Consider the following 15,882-nt stretch of genomic DNA (forward strand, 5'->3'; position numbering starts at 1 on the left):
TGTGAGTGGATGTCCTTTTAATTGTTCTTTCTCTATTTGTTTTTACGGTGGCCCTAGCTGTCTTCTCTAATCGCACTCGGGCCCGCAAAGAAATCCCCTTCGAACTTCATCCCAATTGTCTTTTAACTCGTTGGCCTCTTCTGTTTGTAACCGGCCCCCGCAGCTTCTTTTACTTCGACACCTATTGGAATGGCTATACCTCTTATCTGGCTGAACACGGCTACGAAGTTTTCAAACTCCAGTTACCCTGGAACAAGAGCGAATATCGCCAGAAGCGTTTTCTGGAGTTTCTCACTCAGCAAGAAAGCCTCGGACGGAAGTTTCATCTTTTTGTGGACAGTCCGACCTATGCAGAAATGGAAACACTCTTACGGACACACAAGTTCTCTTCGATTATCAGTCTGACTGAAATCACTGCTCCCGATGAAGACCATTTTTCAAACTCATTGAAAGCTTTGCCTTTTCCATTTGCGACTGTGGAGACTGTCCCTTCTCGTCATACATCCGTGCTAAGCAGATTAACCTATGGACTTCATGTTGCCTCTTTGACGAGATTCAAACTTCCTTCATTAAGCACCCTGGGGGCCTGTGAAGACACGGCACTTCTAAACGGTCGTCTCCTTTTGGAACGCGCAAACACCTTGGCCGAAACTGATTTGCGCGACTAATAATACGCCTTGCCAGAGTCCAGGGATGATGCTGCAATTATTCCATGAGCGACTACAGAGATGTGACACCAAATCAGCAGCAAGATTCCACTCAAAATGCCAAAGAGGTCGTCAAATATATCGTCGACTACCTCCGACATCCCATTCACAAAATCAAAGTCATCCCTGACTGGAACTGGACAACGTTGATCATTACTCTGGTCGCCGTCTCCATGATTTCCGGAGTTATCTCTGGCATCGTGCCACCTAATTTTTTCCGCATCATGAGTGGCATTATCGTCTCGCCATTAGTGGCCGTCGTCACAGGCTTCATCGGTTCAATGTTTGTGTATTATTATTTCCAGGTTTTTGAAAAGCGCACCTGTTCGCTTCGCAAGATCTTCACATTGATCTTATTCGCGGATATTCCGTTCTTCATTTTCCAAACCGGCAGCGAACTGATCCCACCTATCACCTTGGTAGGCTTCGCATTCACATCTTTGCTGATGGCCGTTGGTTTGACTGAAAACTTCCAAATGGAAAAACGCCGCGCCCTGCGCCTGGTAACAATTCTATTCGCCATCGTTTTTGTTTTGTGGCTGTGGAATAGAATCGACGCTTCTCGCCTTTAAAAATTCCCGCTGAAGTAATCTTCAGCGGATCCTCCTGCCCGGCTTAAACCACACCGCCCTTTAATCCGTAGACATACGCCATCTTTTCAGATCTTCGGAATATTTGTGAGGGTCTAAATGTTTTTACTCCCCGATCAGGAATAACCAAAAAACACTGGTTACAAGTCAGAGTTGTTTGTTTACTCAAGATGACCGTAGTTACCCTATTTTGCACTATGAATTCTCATTAGACGGATGCCCTGCTGCCTAAGCAGCTTCTAATCGTTCTCCTCAGATATTTGTTAGGTATGCTCTTTGCTGAATAAAATCCCATAAACATTCTTTAAGGAGATTTTATGGTACGTTTTAGTCGCCTCATAATTGCTTTCGGTTTAGTAATGCCAAGTTTGTCATTTGCAGATCAGCTGTGGGACCATTCTTACACCCCGCAGGCCGAGCTTGAAGTTATTTATAATCAGTCTCAGGGAGATTGCCCTCGCACTATCAGTTTTGAGACTAATTCTGCTAATGAGATTCACATGAGAGCAGAAGGTGGTTATTTTTCAACTATGGATGCTTTCGGAGTGATGGACGGCAAAGACAGAAGTATTGGCGGCTTCAACACTTCTTTCCAGGTTAAAAATGGCAGTCTTTTAGTAACTTATGTCAGTGGCGGATCGGGCTGGGGAACTAGCAACTTCGCTTCTTCTAAGGTCAAAATGACTTTGTCTCGCGATAAAGCAAGCGGCCTGTATTCTGCAGAACTTGAGCAATCACGCAAAGAATCTCTGATTGGATTTTATCACCTTACAAGCTCTTCAAGCTGTAAATTCAAGAACACTCTAATCAAGTAAAGTTAAAAGTGCGGATGAATTTTAAATTTATAAAAGAGTCGACCTCTCCGGGTTGGCTCTTTTTTTTTGAGCTCAGATGAGAGCTCAAAAAAAAAGGGCCTCTTCCGAAGCCCTTAAAATAATCTATTTTTTTTTAATGAGCCCTTAAGCTCTACCAGTAGATCCGAAACCACCAGCACCACGTTCAGTGTCGGAAAGCTCGTTCACCAATTCAAAAGTTGCTTGATAAACCGGAGCCACGACAAGCTGAGCGCAACGCTCTTGATCGCTAATGGTCACAGGTTCATTGCCAAGATTGATCACGATGATTTTCACTTCACCACGATAGTCGGCATCGATGGTGCCCGGCGTATTCAAAACAGTCAGTCCACTTTTTGCGGCCCAACCACTGCGCGGACGTGCTTGGATTTCGAAACCCAGTGGAATCTCGAAGCTCAAGCCTGTAGGAATCATCGCACGCTCGCCAGGTTTCAAAGTCACTGGACCTGAAAGTTGTGCGCGCACGTCAACACCACTAGCACCTGCAGATTGATATGCAGGAAGTTCACCGTGGAAGTTATCAAGTTTTTTAATTTTTACTGTGAGTTTATTCATAGTTCTAGGTCTCCCCACCACTCTTTAAGGTCATTCACGCCAGGCCCAAGCAAAACACCGGAAGCCTGACCGAGGTCAATTTCATTGCGCAAGTAATAGTTCACAGAGTCCACTGTGACTTCATTGATTTCTTCAATCACTGATTCAACAGAGCGATACTCTCCAAAGACCATTTCATTGACGGCCAATGAGGTCATACGATTTTCAATATCGTCAGATCCCAGCAGGATACTACCCGTCACCTGAGTCTTAAACATCTCAACGTCGTTTTTCGTCACGCCGCTTTTGCGAATTTTTGCGAACTCTTTAGAAATCAAATCACCGACTTTGCGAACATTTTTAGCTTCAGTGCCCGCATAGATGTTCAACATTCCGGAGTCGATATTGGTGTTCAAGCTAGAGAAGATCGAATAAACGAGTCCCTTCTTTTCGCGAACACTTTGATAAAGCTTCGACGTCATCCCACCACCCAAAAGGGTGTTTAAAATGACCGCTTCAAAGCGATATTGATCTTTGAAACTTGCCGTCGGTAAGCCCATCAACATATGCACTTGCTCAGCCTGTTTTTCCACGACATGGCGTCGTTTCATCCAGCGTGGCTTTTTACGGGTGTTTTTTTGTGCGTACTTGGGTTTCTTACCGAGATGCTTTTGAACTCCAGCCATGAACTCCTCATGATCAAGGCAGCCTGCTGCACTGATGATGATGTTCTTGCCCGTGTAGTTCTTTTTATAATAAGTCATCACCTGTTTTTGATTCATCAAAGCGATCGACTTTGGAGTCCCAAGAATGGGCCTGCCCAAGGGATGGTTTCCATAAACTTGATCATAGAAAATATCATAGATCACGTCTTCATGATTATCCTCGGACATCGCGATCTCTTGCAAGATCACACCTTTTTCAAGGCCAAACTCTTTTTGCGTCAAATGCATATGAGACACTAAGTCCGAAAGGACATCGAGCGCCTTCTGCCAATGATCCTTCAAAACCAGAGCATGGTAACAAGTGTATTCACGCGTGGTATAGGCATTGAGGTCACCACCAAGGGCTTCCAATGATTTCGCGATTTGATAGGCAGATCTGGAGTCAGTTCCCTTGAACACAAGATGCTCAAGAAGATGCGACATACCGGCAATCTCAGGGACCTCATCACGAGTTCCCGTCAATACCCAGACACCGATAGAAACGGCACGGGACCCTGGATGAAATTCACTCATCACCCGGATCCCGTTTGGTAGCTCAGATTTTTTGAACTTAGTATTCATTAAATCTCTTTGGCTTAGTTAAGAACAGCCTTGCGAGAAAGTTTCACGCGACCAGAACGGTCTACTTCAAGAACTTTCACGTCAATAATCTCACCCTCTTTAAGTACGTCAGTAACTGCGCGCACTCTTTCATTTGAGATTTCAGAGATGTGCAACAAACCTTGAGTGTTCGGCAAGATTTCAACAAAGGCACCGAATTCCGCGATTTTTACAACGCGACCTTGGTAGATTTTGCCTACTTCAGCTTCAGCAACGATGTCGTTGATCATTGCAATAGCCTTTTTTGTTGCCAATGGATCTGCAGAAGCAATGTTGATCGTTCCATCGTCTTGGATTTCGATTTTCACGCCAGTTGCTTCAGTGATTCCACGGATAACTTTACCGCCAGAACCGATAACTTCGCGGATCTTGTCTGGTCTGATTTTGATCGTCTCGATACGTGGAGCATACTCAGAGATTTGTCCACGTGGAGTTTTGATCACTTTTTCCATTTCATTCAAGATATGAGAACGACCTTCTTTAGCTTGCGCCAAAGCTTGTTCCATAACGTCGAATGAGACAGAGTCAATTTTGATATCCATTTGAAGAGCCGTGATACCTTGATTAGATCCCGCTACTTTGAAGTCCATGTCACCCAAGTGATCTTCATCACCCAAGATGTCAGTCAAAACAGCAACGCGGTTTCCTTCTTTGATAAGGCCCATTGCCACACCGGCAACGTTAGCTTTCAAAGGCACACCAGCATCTAACAACGCTGTCGTACCAGAGCAAACAGTACCCATTGAAGAAGATCCATTTGATTCCAAAACTTCAGCTACGATACGGATTGTGTATGGGAACTTTTCGTAATCTGGAAGAACAGCCTTCAACGCACGTTCAGCCAAGTTTCCGTGACCGATTTCGCGACGACCTGTTCCGCTCATACGACCCACTTCACCTACAGAGTATGGAGGGAAGTTGTAGTGAAGCATGAACTTACGTTTTTGCATGCCAAGCAATGAATCAACCATTTGCTCATCATCACCAGTACCCAAAGTTACTGTGCCTAGAACTTGAGTCTCACCACGAGTGAAAAGACCAGATCCGTGAGCACGTGGCAACAAACCAACTTCATTCGCGATAGGACGTACAGTTTTTACGTCACGACCGTCGATACGAACCGCTCTGTCCAAGATCATTGAACGAGCTTCGTGGTATTTAAGTTCTTCCACGATAGTGTTGATGTCTTTTTTACGTTGTTTCAACAAATCTTTATCTGCGATATCAGCAAGAAGCATTTTCTCTGCTTCAGCTTGAGCCGCATAACCAGCAGCATAACGATCTTGTTTTTCTTTGATCGCCAAAGCTGCAGCGATTTTAGGTTTCAAAATAGCTTCCGCTTTAGTTTTGAAGTCTGCATCGATCGTTGGAGCTGTGAAAGCACGTTTCGCAGTAGAGCCCATTTTCTCACGCAATTCATCTTGCGCATTCAACAAAGGCATCATTGATTGATGACCGAATTTCAAAGCAGCCAAAACGTCTGCTTCAGAGATGAATTTCGTTTCACCTTCAACCATCAATAGACCATTGCGAGTTCCCGCAACGATCATATCCATATCAGATTTTTCCATTTGTTGCGGAGTTGGATTTGCAACGAATTGACCATCTACGCGACCGATTTGGATCGCAGCAGTTGGACCGTTGAATGGAATATCAGAAACGTGAAGAGCTGCTGAAGCTCCCAAGCTTGCAAGAATTTCTAGAGGGAATGCGCCGTCTGCAGAAAGCACTGTCGCCACGATTTGTGTTTCATGACGGTAGCCTTCAGGGAAAGAAGGACGAATTGGACGGTCGATCAAACGAGCGATCAAAACCGCATCATTAGTTGGTTTTGCTTCACGTTTGAAATAGCCACCAGGAATTTTACCTGTAGCGTAGAATTTTTCGATGTATTCAACTGTCAAAGGGAAGAAATCAAGCTCAGAAGCTTTTTTAGAAGACACTGCTGTAACAAGAACCATGTTGTTACCACAAGTGACTAGTGCGGAACCATCCGCTTGTTTTGCCAAACGGCCTGTTTCGATGGTGATCTGTTTTCCACCTACCGAAGTAGTTACAGTCGTTTTCATAATTTCTCCTTGAAATATTATTCGAGAGCTCATGCTCCCGCTGTGTGGATTCATCTTTTTCTTTTGATGAACCCGTTATTCTTATTTGTGACTTTATTTAATATTCAATTTTTGCGTAGGTCAAAAAGTAAGAAGGGGCTTTTCGCCCCTTCTAATTTCAGATTACTTACGGATATCCAAAGCTTTAAGAACAGCTTGGTAAGACGTAGCGTCTTTACGGTGAAGGTAATCCAAAAGTTTTCTTCTTTGGTTAACCAAAGTTACAAGACCACGACGACCGTGGAAATCTTTTTTGTGCTTAGAAAAGTGACCAGTCAAATCGTTGATTCTAGCTGTCAAAAGAGCGATTTGCACTTCTGCAGAACCAGTATCTAGGTCGCTAGTTTGGAATTTTTTGATGATTTGCTGTGTTTGTTCTTTAGTGACTGCCATTAAAGTCCTCCTAGTAGATCAGCAGATTACTGCTGAAAATTTATTATTTTAGTCATCAGGTAAGCTGATGACTTTAAGAAGCCCCTCCGCAAAATGCTTCAGAAGCTTTACCCACCGGGGTCGTCATGGCTGTCGACCTAGCAGGAAGTTAAGGTTCTATATGTTCCTTCAAGAACGGTCAAGTCCTCAAAATCACCTAATATTTAAAGACTCTTTTTAGGACAAAACCGCGCCCTGATTCTAACCCTATAAGAGCCAAAAGCTTGCCCGAATCTTGAGCAAGAATTTGGATATATTGGTCCTCATCAGGCTTAAAGAGTGAGATAAGCTGAGCTCTGAGGTCATGACTAATCTGCCCATTCCCCAAAAGCACCTGATCCTGCCCCTTAACTCGAATTCGTTTGATTTGAGGCAAAGAGACTTCCATGCTGACGAAAGCAGGCCCAAAAGTGCCTTTTTTCACACAGTCTTCAATCAATTCCAAAGTTTGCGCTTGTTCCAAAACGTAAGGAGCTGAATAAGTACGACGAAGCGCACTCATTGCCGCCCCAGGCCCCATGGCCTGCCCCAAAAGATCCACCCAAGTGCGAATATAGCTTCCCTTAGAGCAGCGAAGATTGAACTCAGCCCAATCCTCCCCCATTCCCAGGAACTCAATATCCCAGAAGTTCATGACCTTTTTAGGGATCACCACTTCCTTTTCTTCACGGGCATATTCGTAAAGCTTTTTACCCTGAATTTTAATCGCAGAGTAAATCGGCACTTCGACTTCCATTTCACCGGAAAGCTTAAAGGCCTCATGCAGAAGCATTTCTTTTTCAAGTTTACCAACGGGTTTGGTTTCCAAAACTTCACCAGTTGTATCCAATGTATCAGTGCGAACACCGAACTGCATACGAACCCGGTAGCCTTTGTCACCTTCAAGAATATATTGGCTCAGTTTTGTGCCTTCGTTAATCAAACAGGCCATCAAACCGGAGGCCATGGGATCTAAAGTCCCCGAATGACCCACGGATCTTGTACCTAAAATACGACGAAGACGTGCGACCACGTCATGACTGGAAATCCCTGATGGCTTATCAACCAACAGCAGACCGTTAAACAGCTTGCACTCCGACTCCGTCGGAGTATTTCTACTCATCATCAGATTCTGATTCTTCTGTTTTTGGATTGTTAGCTTGGCGTTCGAGCTCTAGCTCGTGAAGAATGCGCTCCACCTTCAAGACCTCAGTTGTCTGATGATCTGGGTAGAAGGAAAGTTTTGGGCAATAACGCATTTTCAATTCTTTGCCGATGAAATTTTGAATTTCAAAAGCGCGCTCCTGAAGAAGTTCAAGAGCTTCGGCTTCTTGCTCTGCAGAGCCCAGGACACTGACATAAACTTTAGCAGCACGAAGATCCGCAGGCATTTTCACCGAAGCCACGGTCACAAGACCTGGCAACGGAGATTTGAAACCACGGATCAAAAACTGAGCGATGGTAGCTTGAATTTCTCGTTCTACGCGAGCGACACGGCGCCCATCACCCATATTCTTCATACTTAAGCCTTATCACCTAGTTCGCGAGCAATTTCTTTCTTAACGAAAGCTTCCATCATATCGCCAACTTTAACGTCGTTATAGTTTTCAATTCCGATACCGCACTCGTAGCCTGAAGCCACTTCTTTAGCGTCGTCTTTGAAACGTTTAAGAGACGAGATTTTTCCTTCGTAAACAATTTTGTTCTCACGAAGCAAACGGATTGAGTTGTTACGTTGAACTTTACCATCAAGTACGAAGCAACCAGCGATCAAGCCGATTTTCGGTACGTTGAAGGTGTTACGAACTTCCGCACGACCCATAACTTCTTCAACCACATCTGGAGAAAGAAGACCGGACATAGCGGCTTTCATTTGATCAACCAATTCGTAAACGATTGAGTAAGTTCTGATATCAACGCCCAATTGTTTCGCTTTGGCCTGTGCACCCAAGTCTGGACGTACGTTGAAACCAATAACGATACCTTTAGAAGTGTTCGCCAAAGAGACGTCACCTTCATTGATACCACCTACTGCCGAGTGAATAACGCGAGCCTTCACTTCAGAAGTAGAAAGTTTAGAAATCATACCGTTGATGGCCTCAAGAGATCCATGAACGTCTGCTTTCAAGATGATCGCCAATTCTTTAACGTCACCAGTTTTAACTTTAGAGAAGATCTCATCCAAAGACATTTTTGCAGTCGGAGTTGAAGCCGCCTTCAAAGCTTGTTCTTTTCTTAGAGATGACATCTCTTCAGCTGTCTTTTCATCTTTAACAACGTCGAATTTATCGCCCGCTGCTGGAACTGCATCAAGACCCAAAACTTCGGCTGGCAAACCAGGACCGACAGATTGAACTCTTTCGCCTTTATCATTCGTCAAAGAACGAACGCGGCCCTTCATAGTTCCGGCAACAATGTACTGACCAACTTCAACAGTTCCGTCTTTAACTAGAAGTGTTGCAACAGGCCCTTTACCTTTTTCCATTTTCGCTTCGATCACAAGACCTGTGCCCGAACGCTTAGGATTGGCTTTAAGTTCCGCAACTTCTGCAACAAGTTTGATTTGTTCAAGAAGCTCTTTGATACCTGTTTTTTTCAAAGCAGATACTTCCACGAAGATCGTGTTTCCACCCCATTCTTCGGGAACAATTTGTAATTCAGTTAATTGCTGCTTAATACGATCTGGATTCGCACCAGGCTTATCCATTTTATTTACCGCAACGATGATTGGAACGCCTGCAGCTTTAGCATGATTAATAGACTCTTGAGTCTGAGGCATCATACCGTCATCTGCCGCTACCACGATCACCGCGATATCTGTTGCATTCGCACCACGAGTACGCATTGCCGTGAAGGCTTCATGGCCCGGAGTATCCAGGAATGTGATCAAAGATCCATCTTCCAATTTAACAGAGTATGCACCGATATGCTGAGTGATGCCGCCGGCTTCGCCTTTAGCAACGTCTGCATTACGGATAGTATCCAGCAATGATGTTTTACCATGGTCGACGTGACCCATGATTGTCACAACTGGTGGACGAGTTACTTTTTCAGCATCCAAGTCACCGAAAGCGTTTTCAGAAGCGACGTTATCCGCAGTTTTGAAAACGTTTTGAGCTTCCCAACCGAACTCTGGAACGATCAAAGCGATCGTATCAAAATCAAGATCCGTATTCATGTTGGCCATCACACCGTTCGTCATCAAAACTTTGACAAGTTGCGGAGCTTTCAAGCCCATTTCCATAGCCAAATCAGTCAACTTCATCGTGTTGTTAACTTTAACAACACGTTTGTGAGCTGCCGCTGTGGTGATTTGCGTTCTCATAGCATCGCGATCAAGTACGCCTTTTTTCTTTTTAGGCTGGAATACCATTTCACGTTTACGGAACTCAACCGGATTGAAGACTTTGATCTCTTCTTCTTTTTCTTTTTCACGAGCACTTGGACCTGCGCCAAAACCTGCAGCTGGAGCTGCTGGGGCACCGAATCTCTTACGCTTGTCGAAATCTCTATTTTGGAAATGACCCGCACCTTCAGTTGGAGGCAATTCGGCTGGAGCAGCTTGCGCTACGAAACCAGGGCGAATGTTACGCTGAGGAGCGCCACCTGCTGGACGGTTGAAACCGCCGGCTTGGTAACCACCAGGACGAGGCGTGTAACCGCCACCTGGAGCACCTGGAGGTGGACGTTCACCTTGAGGGCGAGGAACGTAACCACCTTGAGGGCGATCACCTTGCTGGCGCTGTGGGGCTTGCGTTTGAACGCGGGAAAGATCCATACGTCCAATGATATTTCTTTTTACTGTTGTTGCTGGTGTCGAAGAGCTTGCAACTCCACTTGTACCCACCACGACCTCTTTCTTACGAGCTTGAGGAGCCACATGTTGTTCAACAGGGGCTGCTGGTGCAGGGGCCGCTGGAGCTGGTGTTGCTTCTACTTTTTTGACTGGAGCTTCCACTTTCGCTTCAACTACAGGCGCTTCAACTTTAACCGTTGGAGCTTTTTTAACTTCTTCAACTACCGGCGCCGCTACTACTTCCGGTTCCGGAGCAGGAGCTGCAACTTTTTTAGTTACAACACGAGTTGTTTTTGGAGCAGCTGTCTCTTCAACGGCGGCTGGAGCAGGCTCTGCCACTTCTGGCTTGGAGATTACTTTCACTTTCGTTTCGACAGGAGCTGGCTCCTCTTTTTTACGACGAATCACAGGGGCTTTCGCCGATGCAGATTCAGCTTCAGGAGCCGCAGCTACTGGAGCGGCTTTCTTTGCTGGAGCTTTTCTAGTCGCCGCTTTTTTAGGCTTAGCTTCTTCAGAGGATGATCCTCCACCGCTAAGTTTGATTTTAATTTGCTCAAGAACGCTTGGTTCCAACTCCGCCATGTGACTCTTCACAGGCAAATTCCACTCGCGGATTTTATCCATGAGGGCTAGCGGGGTCATCCCGACTTCTTTTGCAAATTCAAAAACTTTTGGATTACTCACTCAGTCTCCTACTTACACTCCGGCTTTTTGCCGGAGTAGCCTCTTAGACTCCGGCTCCCGCCGAAGTAGCTCTTAAACTCTGATATACACCAGAGTAGCCTCTTACACTCCGGCAAATACCGGAGTAGCAAAAACAAAAATACTATTCTTCTTCAGCTTCTTGAGAGTTTAATTTCTTCAACTCTTGTTTCAAGAGTGCATCTGCTTGTTCTTTAGCAGAATTACCCGCTGATTGCTTCGTAGATGCTGACGGCACAGATGCCGTTGGCACCGCCACGCCTTCAGATTCATACTTTTTAACCAAAGCTTTCGCTTCGCTCAAAAGTTTCTCTGCCTTTTCAGGATCATCGTAACCTGGGATTGTCATGATATCCTGGACTGAAGCCGAAGCCACAGACTGGAATGATCCGAAACCAGATTGGAAGATGTTTTGCGCCATTGTGTCGCTCATGCCAGGGATCAACATCAAATTGAAGATTGATTCCGCAGTACGAGACGCCGCTGAAGAGTCAGAAATAATATCCAACTTCCAAGTCGTCAATTTAGCTGCCAAGCGGACGTTTTGACCACGTTTACCGATTGCCAAGCTCAATTGAGAATCTGGAACAACGATTTCCATTTCACGGTTTCCGTCATCAAGGAATACGCGGGAAATTTCAGCCGGAGCCAAGGCATTACATGCGAAACGAGTGATGTCTTCGTCCCAAGGAACGATATCGATCTTCTCGCCGCGAAGTTCCTGTACGATATTTTGTACACGAGAACCTTTCATACCAACGCAGGCACCTACTGGATCTACAGAATTGTCGTTAGAACGAACCGCGATTTTAGCGCGTTGTCCTGGTTCACGAGCCGCAGCCATGATCTCAACAACACCGTCGTAAATTTCCGGAACTTCCATTTCGAAAAGTTTCATCAAATAACGTTCATCAGCGCGAGACATGATGATTTGAGGTCCACGAGTTGTTTGACGAACTTCAGACAAGTAACCTTGAATGCGATCGCCCGGCTTGTATTGCTCACCAGGGATTTGTTCGCGAGGTGGAATGTAAGCTTCCGTGCGACCCAAGTCGACCACGATAGCGCCTTTTTCCACGCGACGAGCAATACCAGATGCGATTTCACCTTTACGTTCTTCGAACTCATTGAAGATGATATTGCGTTCAGCATCTCTTACTTTTTGCATGATGATTTGTTTCGCTGTTTGCGCAGCGATACGTCCCAAATCTTCAGCAGCCATTTTGATACCGATTGAATCGTCCAATTGAACGTTTGGATCCAATTTAACAGCTTCATCATAAGGAATTTCAACTTCCTCATCGATGTATTTTTCACGAGGGACTACTTCTTTGAACTCGAAAAGTTCAACTTCGCCAGTGTCGTCATTGTATGCCGCTTCGATTTCACGGTAAGTACCGTATTTTTTACGAGCTGCTACAAGCATTCCTTGAGTGATAGCATCGATAACGACTTGTTTGTCGATACCTTTGTCTTTACCAACTTGCTCAATCACTCTGGAAAGATCTGAAAACATATTTTCAGCCATGGTTCCCTCTCTAACGTACTCCGACAATGTCGAAGTGTATTCAGTTACTTTTTCTGACCTTTATTAATCTCAAACAAAACTTTAGCTTTTTCGATGATCGCGTAAGGAATTTTAAAATTCACATCGCCAATCACGAATTGCACACCTTCGTCGTCCGCCGCTGAAATCACGTTTTCAACCGTTTTCGCAGCTTTCAACTTCTTATCCTCCACACCGCAGCTCTCAAGAGCCTTGGAGGTTTTTAGATAAACTTTTTTTCCAACAGCTTTTTTAAAGTGCCAAGGCTTTACCAAATGGCGCTCAAGACCGGGACTAGAAACTTCCAAAGTGTAAGAGGCTCCAGGAATAAGATCCTCATTGGCATCCAAGAAAACGTTGAATGCTTTTGCCACATTCGAACAATCTTCAATGCTAATTGCGCCTTCTTCTTCTTTATCGATGAATAAACGAAGTGTTCTACCCTTGCCGCCACCAATGAATTCGATATCGTATACGAAACAACCCTCTTGAGTTGCTGCTTCATTGGCAAATTGTTCTACTTTTTCCATCCAAGATGGGACTTCTGACATCTTTAAAAAATCCTTCACTTCATTAAGCCAACATTGCCCAAAAACTGCCCCAAAATAGGGCCCCGATTTACGGGTGATTCAGCTTGCTAATGAAGTGACTCGTGCTGTGATAAAAAACCTTGGAATTGAATCCATGTTTTCTCAGCATTGTGCCGGCTCAAACGCATATCAAAAAGCTCTGATCGCGTATCTGGCTGACACTGCCCGTGTTCAGGAAAAATCCTGTGGCAAAAAAAAATGGGCCTAGAGGGCCCATTCGTTCGATCTCAAACTAGCAAAAAAATCGAGCAAGCGCAAGGAGTTATCTCAGTTTCTAGGGACATGAGTACAGGAGCGCCGTGGCCCCATCTTTATAATACCGCGGACGCCGCCCCGTCATCGTAAACCCGAGTTTTTCATAGAGTTTTTGCGCTGAGTGGTTATCCTGGTGCACTTCCAGCCACAACTCGACCCCTTGACCCTTTGCGGCTATTAGATGCTTTATAAGGGCTTCCATCAGCCCTCGGCGACGAAATTTGGGGTGAGTTGCCACCAGGGAAATCTCCCAAGCACCTGGGACTTCCCGGTAAAGCACAAAGCCGGCAAGCTCCTCCTCGACAAAGATCCCCACGGCCTCAGCTGTCGCCATCTCAGCCCCCAACAGGTCCATGGGCCAGTAAAATCCTGCATGCAATCCCTGATCGGCGACGATGGCGTCGATCAAAGATCGCATTGCGGCCTTATGGGGAGTGTAAAGAGACTCAATCATTAGTTGCATTAGGTGCCCTGACGATCCGCCATAAAGTTACGAACCTTATATTTACGCTTAATGACTTCAAACCAATTGCGCAGACGCTCTTCAAGTTGCTGTTGGGCTAAGAAGGTTTTGATATTTTCTTTGAACGAGGCAAAGGGCATATTGCCAAATTTCAGACGGTTCTTCTCATAATAAGCTTCCGCCTCTTGATCTGTCACAATTCCTGCCATGGAGTTTGTTTTAAACTTCAGAAAATTTTTGGCAACGAACTTACGGGTCGTAAACTTCTTCAACTCGGCTTCGGAAACCTCCAGCTGATTCCAATAAGCTTTTCCCGCGACGGCTCTTTGGACTTTAGCAATTCCTGCCTCGATATCCTTTTCGCTCACACTCGCAACACTGAAAGACTCCGCCTCCATCGCGACAACAATTTCCAAAAGAAGAGCGGTTAAAGCATTTCGAAATTCGGGTTGCTCTGGAGAAATCTCCAGGGAAGAAATTTTGCCAGGGAAAACCACCCGTTCAATAACGGTGGAGATTTGCAGCTCCCGACTGGTGGCCACGTAATCGGCAACTTGCCCCACAGTCTCGGTCACGACCGGGGCTGCCTGAACATGGACTGAAAAAAGAAGAGATAAAAGAAGATGCATGAATTGATCTTCACCGAAAGAACTGGCGAAGTCCAGCATCACTGGCCTGCGGCTGATTGACAACGCACAATACCCGCTATTTCTAGCGGGTATTGCCTACCACTAAGACTTTATGAAACAAATTAGAAGTTAACGCGTCCAACTACAGACATGACGTAGTATTGGAGTTTTTCGATCGGAGTACCGTATGCAGGCGAATTCACCCATGAGTTTGTGTTCGCATCGATACGGCTGGACATATTCCACATATATCTAAAGTCCAGACCCAAAGAATATTTAGGATTGAACTCAAGATCCACACCTGCCAAGGCACCGAAATCAATTGCATGCGATTTCGCTTCAGAGCTGTTGTAAGCTGAATAGTTCGCATTCGTCATTCTGAATGATCTGTATGAGTAAGAAGCCAAAGCTCCAAGAACCGGTCTGATCACACCAGAGAACAATTGAACTTTACCAGCAAGTTGTCCTGTGTACTGATTCACATCCACATTAAATGGATTGTTTGCAGAGTTCACATTCAAACCATAAAGACCACCGCTTTGATCCACAGTGTAGTTTGAATAAATAAACGCGCCTTCAAGAACGAAGTTGTCATATTTATTACCGAACGCCACACCCAAAGAGTAGTTCCCTTTAACATTGCGAACATCTGGCAAGTCAGCAATACCGGCCATCGCGGCAACATACTTAGATTCGATCGGAGCCGCGGCCGCCACTTCTTCGGACTTCATCGCTGAAGCCAACTCTTCGCGAATAATATCGCGCGTGTTTTCTTTAGGCTCTGCAACTTGTTGTACTTGCACTGGAGCTTGTACTTGTTGCACCTGCTGAACTTGTTGAACAGGTTGTGCCTGAACTTCTTGTTGTTGATTATTTAAAGCATTAAATTTATCACCAAACAAAACGCTCGCTCTCTTCTTTTCGTCTTCCATACGAGACTGTTCGAGCTTTTCTACGATTCTTTGTTCAGTTTGAACTTCAGCATCTTGACGAGAACGACGGATTTGTTCCGCGCGGGACTCTGTCAATGGAGAGGCTTCAATCACAGTAGTAGGTTGTTTTTGAACTTGTGATTGTTGTACTTGCGCTGAAGCACTTGATGGAGCCTGATTTAGAATATAAATCGGTTGGCTTCCATTAAGATTCAATGGCTGAGCTTGTTGAGCTTGAGCCGGTGCAGTCGCTTGAGCATTGGATGCTTTTTGATTGGCATACAATTGATCAAGTTCAGCATCCACATCGCTTTCGAGGGTTTGAGCTGCAGCCATAACCGGCGCCATGCTCAATACCGCGAGGATATAAAAATACTTTTTCATAAAGTCTCCTTAATTATGTGACTTTCATCACACGCCCACGATCTTCATCGCGAGCA

At 45.2% G+C, this 15,882-nt stretch carries 15 protein-coding genes; 3 read left to right on the forward strand and 12 right to left on the reverse strand.

Annotation, left to right across the window (positions count from 1 at the left end):
- The first annotated feature begins 5 nt into the window (after positions 1-5).
- The 3 genes from NWE73_RS13855 (at position 6) to NWE73_RS13865 (ending at position 2,112) form a co-directional block, all read left to right on the forward strand.
- Positions 6-668, forward strand: a complete 663-nt coding sequence (locus tag NWE73_RS13855; RefSeq protein ID WP_277578936.1) for a lipase family protein — start codon at positions 6-8, stop codon at positions 666-668.
- A 44-nt stretch (positions 669-712) separates the two neighbouring features.
- Positions 713-1,279: a Yip1 family protein gene (locus tag NWE73_RS13860; protein WP_277578937.1), complete on the forward strand. Its 567-nt coding sequence runs from the start codon at positions 713-715 to the stop codon at positions 1,277-1,279.
- A gap of 335 nt (positions 1,280-1,614) precedes the next feature.
- Positions 1,615-2,112, forward strand: coding sequence for a hypothetical protein (locus NWE73_RS13865; RefSeq protein ID WP_277578938.1), 498 nt, complete (start codon positions 1,615-1,617; stop codon positions 2,110-2,112).
- A 144-nt stretch (positions 2,113-2,256) separates the two neighbouring features.
- Here NWE73_RS13865 and dut read toward each other — a convergent pair whose 3' ends face one another.
- The 12 genes from dut to NWE73_RS13925 form a co-directional block, all read right to left on the reverse strand.
- A complete protein-coding gene (gene dut / locus NWE73_RS13870) occupies positions 2,257-2,706 on the reverse strand; it encodes a dUTP diphosphatase (protein ID WP_277578939.1) in 450 nt (149 codons plus the stop codon).
- Complete coding sequence (locus NWE73_RS13875; protein ID WP_277578940.1) at positions 2,703-3,971, reverse strand: M16 family metallopeptidase; 1,269 nt, start codon at positions 3,969-3,971, stop codon at positions 2,703-2,705. Before NWE73_RS13875 ends, dut begins: the two co-directional genes overlap by 4 nt.
- Positions 3,972-3,985: 14 nt before the next feature.
- Positions 3,986-6,079 carry a polyribonucleotide nucleotidyltransferase gene (pnp, locus tag NWE73_RS13880; protein ID WP_277578941.1) on the reverse strand — a complete coding sequence of 698 codons (2,094 nt, stop codon included), beginning with the start codon at positions 6,077-6,079 and terminating at the stop codon, positions 3,986-3,988.
- A gap of 162 nt (positions 6,080-6,241) precedes the next feature.
- A complete protein-coding gene (rpsO, locus tag NWE73_RS13885) occupies positions 6,242-6,511 on the reverse strand; it encodes a 30S ribosomal protein S15 (protein ID WP_277578942.1) in 270 nt (89 codons plus the stop codon).
- Between the two features lie 196 nt (positions 6,512-6,707).
- The gene (gene truB / locus NWE73_RS13890) at positions 6,708-7,655 is read right to left on the reverse strand and encodes a tRNA pseudouridine(55) synthase TruB (protein WP_277578943.1); all 948 of its coding nucleotides are present in this window, start codon (positions 7,653-7,655) and stop codon (positions 6,708-6,710) included.
- A complete protein-coding gene (rbfA, locus tag NWE73_RS13895) occupies positions 7,645-8,049 on the reverse strand; it encodes a 30S ribosome-binding factor RbfA (RefSeq protein ID WP_277578944.1) in 405 nt (134 codons plus the stop codon). The genes truB and rbfA overlap by 11 nt, the downstream gene beginning before the upstream one ends.
- 2 nt (positions 8,050-8,051) lie before the next feature.
- On the reverse strand, positions 8,052-11,009 hold the full coding sequence (infB, locus tag NWE73_RS13900; protein ID WP_277578945.1) for a translation initiation factor IF-2: 2,958 nt from the start codon (positions 11,007-11,009) through the stop codon (positions 8,052-8,054).
- Positions 11,010-11,151: 142 nt separating this feature from the next.
- A complete protein-coding gene (nusA, locus tag NWE73_RS13905) occupies positions 11,152-12,555 on the reverse strand; it encodes a transcription termination factor NusA (protein WP_277578946.1) in 1,404 nt (467 codons plus the stop codon).
- A 44-nt stretch (positions 12,556-12,599) separates the two neighbouring features.
- A complete protein-coding gene (locus tag NWE73_RS13910; protein ID WP_277578947.1) occupies positions 12,600-13,103 on the reverse strand; it encodes a ribosome maturation factor RimP in 504 nt (167 codons plus the stop codon).
- A 334-nt stretch (positions 13,104-13,437) separates the two neighbouring features.
- Entirely contained in the window at positions 13,438-13,881 is a 444-nt protein-coding gene (locus tag NWE73_RS13915) for a GNAT family N-acetyltransferase (RefSeq protein ID WP_277578948.1), read from the reverse strand.
- Entirely contained in the window at positions 13,881-14,510 is a 630-nt protein-coding gene (locus NWE73_RS13920; protein ID WP_277578949.1) for a hypothetical protein, read from the reverse strand. The genes NWE73_RS13915 and NWE73_RS13920 overlap by 1 nt, the downstream gene beginning before the upstream one ends.
- A 122-nt stretch (positions 14,511-14,632) precedes the next feature.
- The gene (locus tag NWE73_RS13925) at positions 14,633-15,826 is read right to left on the reverse strand and encodes a porin family protein (protein ID WP_277578950.1); all 1,194 of its coding nucleotides are present in this window, start codon (positions 15,824-15,826) and stop codon (positions 14,633-14,635) included.
- Between the last annotated feature and the right edge of the window lie 56 nt (positions 15,827-15,882).

The organism is Bdellovibrio svalbardensis (assembly GCF_029531655.1).
GTDB lineage: Bacteria > Bdellovibrionota > Bdellovibrionia > Bdellovibrionales > Bdellovibrionaceae > Bdellovibrio > Bdellovibrio svalbardensis.